Annotated in this window: 2 protein-coding genes; one reads left to right on the forward strand and one right to left on the reverse strand. The window is 71.9% G+C overall.

What is annotated here, in order from left to right:
- Window positions 1-409: 409 nt before the first annotated feature.
- Window positions 410-1261 carry a 2OG-Fe(II) oxygenase gene (locus CR938_RS14175; RefSeq protein ID WP_162125603.1) on the forward strand — a complete coding sequence of 284 codons (852 nt, stop codon included), beginning with the start codon at window positions 410-412 and terminating at the stop codon, window positions 1259-1261.
- A 62-nt stretch (window positions 1262-1323) separates the two neighbouring features.
- Here CR938_RS14175 and nth read toward each other — a convergent pair whose 3' ends face one another.
- Complete coding sequence (gene nth / locus CR938_RS14180) at window positions 1324-1971, reverse strand: endonuclease III (protein WP_162125604.1); 648 nt, start codon at window positions 1969-1971, stop codon at window positions 1324-1326.
- Between the last annotated feature and the right edge of the window lie 46 nt (window positions 1972-2017).

A 2017-nucleotide genomic window follows, 5' to 3' on the forward strand; every position in this document is an offset into this window, starting at 1 on the left:
CTGAGCGCCTGCGGCGGCGGCGTGGTCGGCGGCGGAGCCGGCGGGAAGGCGCCTTCGCCCGGGGAAACGACGCTGTCGGCGCCGCCGCCGCAGGCGCTCAGGGCCAGTGCGGCGCCGAAAGGCATCAGCAGGGTCTTGGTGTTGTTGCGGACAGGCATTTCCTCTATCTCCGGTCGTTGGACGGGTGGTCCGGGCGAGCAAAAAAGCGTTAAGAAGGCTGTATAGGAAACTTGCGTGACAAAGCGGTTACCGCCCGCGTCGCGCGCATCCGCTGCGGGCAATGGGCGGCCGTCGGTGATCGCGTCGCCGTGCACGCCATGTTTCAGCAGCTTTGTTGCAGCCGTATGTTGTTCATGCGACGCGCGCGGCCTGCTGCATCCGCGCGCGCGGCTGCGGCACAATGGCGTGCATGGATCGCAGGCAGCTTCCCGACGAACTCGAGCAGTGGGTGGTGCGGCAGGCGGTGGCCGGCGCCGACCCGGAAGACGTGCTGCGCCCGCTGCGCGAGGCGGGCTGGGACGAACAGGACGCGGTGGACGCGGTGCAGGAGGCGGTCGCCCGCTTCCTCGAGCGCAGGTCGCAGGAAGCCGGGCTGCCGCTGCCCTGCCCGGTGCCGGTGCCGATCGGCATCAACGGCCCCTCGGTGCTCGACGCCGGCGACCGCGAGGTGCACGTGCTGATGAGCCTGATGCTGCCGCGCGTGGTGGTGTTCGGCGGGCTGCTGTCGGACGAGGAGTGCGACGCGCTGGTCGAGCTTTCGCGGCCCGGGCTGCGGCGCTCGACCACGGTGGACATGCGCACCGGCGGCGACCAGGTGCACGCCGACCGCACCAGCCGCGGCACCTTCTTCACCCGCGGGGAGAACGCGCTGTGCCGGCGCATCGAGGCGCGCATCGCGCGGCTGCTGGACTGGCCGCTGGAGAACGGCGAGGGATTGCAGGTGTTGCACTACCCGCCGGGCGCGGAGTATCGCCCGCATTACGACTACTTCGACCCGGCCGAGCCGGGCGGCGAGGTGTTGCTGCGTCGCGGCGGCCAGCGCGTGGCCACGCTGGTGATGTACCTCAACACGCCGCGCCGCGGCGGCGCCACCTCATTCCCCGACGCCCGGCTGGAGGTGGCGGCGGTGAAGGGGAACGCGGTGTTCTTCAGCTACGACCGCGCGCACCCGATGACGCGCACGCTGCATGCCGGCGCGCCCGTGGTCGAAGGGGAGAAGTGGATCGCGACCAAGTGGCTGCGGGAGCGGCGGCACGACTGAGCGCGCCGCAGCCGGCCGTCGCCGCCTCCGACCGGCCCCGGGTGCGGGCGGGCCCGGCGCGTTCAATCCCCGGGCAGGGCGAGGGTCTTGTGCTCGTACCTGCACAGGTCGCGGATCGGGCAGCGCGGGCATTCCGGCCGGCGCGCCTTGCAGGTGTAGCGACCGTGCAGGATCAGCCAGTGGTGCGCGTCCTGCAGGAATTCCGGCGGCACCACCCGCAGCAGGCCTTCCTCCACCTCGCGCACGTCCTTGCCTGGTGCCAGCCCGGTGCGGTTGGCGACCCGGAAGATGTGGGTGTCCACCGCGATGGTCGGCTCGCCGAAGGCGGTGTTCAGCACCACGTTGGCGGTCTTGCGGCCCACCCCGGGCAGCGCCTCCAGCGCCGCGCGGTCGCGCGGCACCTCCCCGCCGTGCTTCTCCAGCAGGATCCGGCAGGTGGCGATGATGTTGGCCGCCTTGGCGTTGTACAGGCCGATGGTGTTGATGTAGCGCTTCAGGCCTTCCTCGCCCAGGGCCAGGATCGCCTGCGGGGTGTTGGCCACCGGGAACAGGCGCCGGGTGGCCCTGTTCACGCCCACGTCGGTGGCCTGCGCCGACAGCGCCACCGCCACCAGCAGCTCGAACGGCGTGCTGTATTCCAGCTCGGTGGTCGGATGCGGGTTGAGCTCGCGCAGGCGCGAGAACAGCTCGTGCACCTCGGCCGGGGTCAGGCGGCCGGCACGGGCGCGGGAACGGGGCTTGCCCGCGGCCTTCGGG

Source organism: Pseudoxanthomonas taiwanensis (genome assembly GCF_010093135.1).
Classification (GTDB): Bacteria; Pseudomonadota; Gammaproteobacteria; order Xanthomonadales; family Xanthomonadaceae; genus Pseudoxanthomonas; species Pseudoxanthomonas taiwanensis.

Bases quoted from the DNA above. Each gene is read 5' to 3' on its own strand.
- CR938_RS14175 (WP_162125603.1), top strand. From the start codon at position 410: ATGGATCGCAGGCAGCTTCCCGACGAACTCGAGCAGTGGGTGGTGCGG.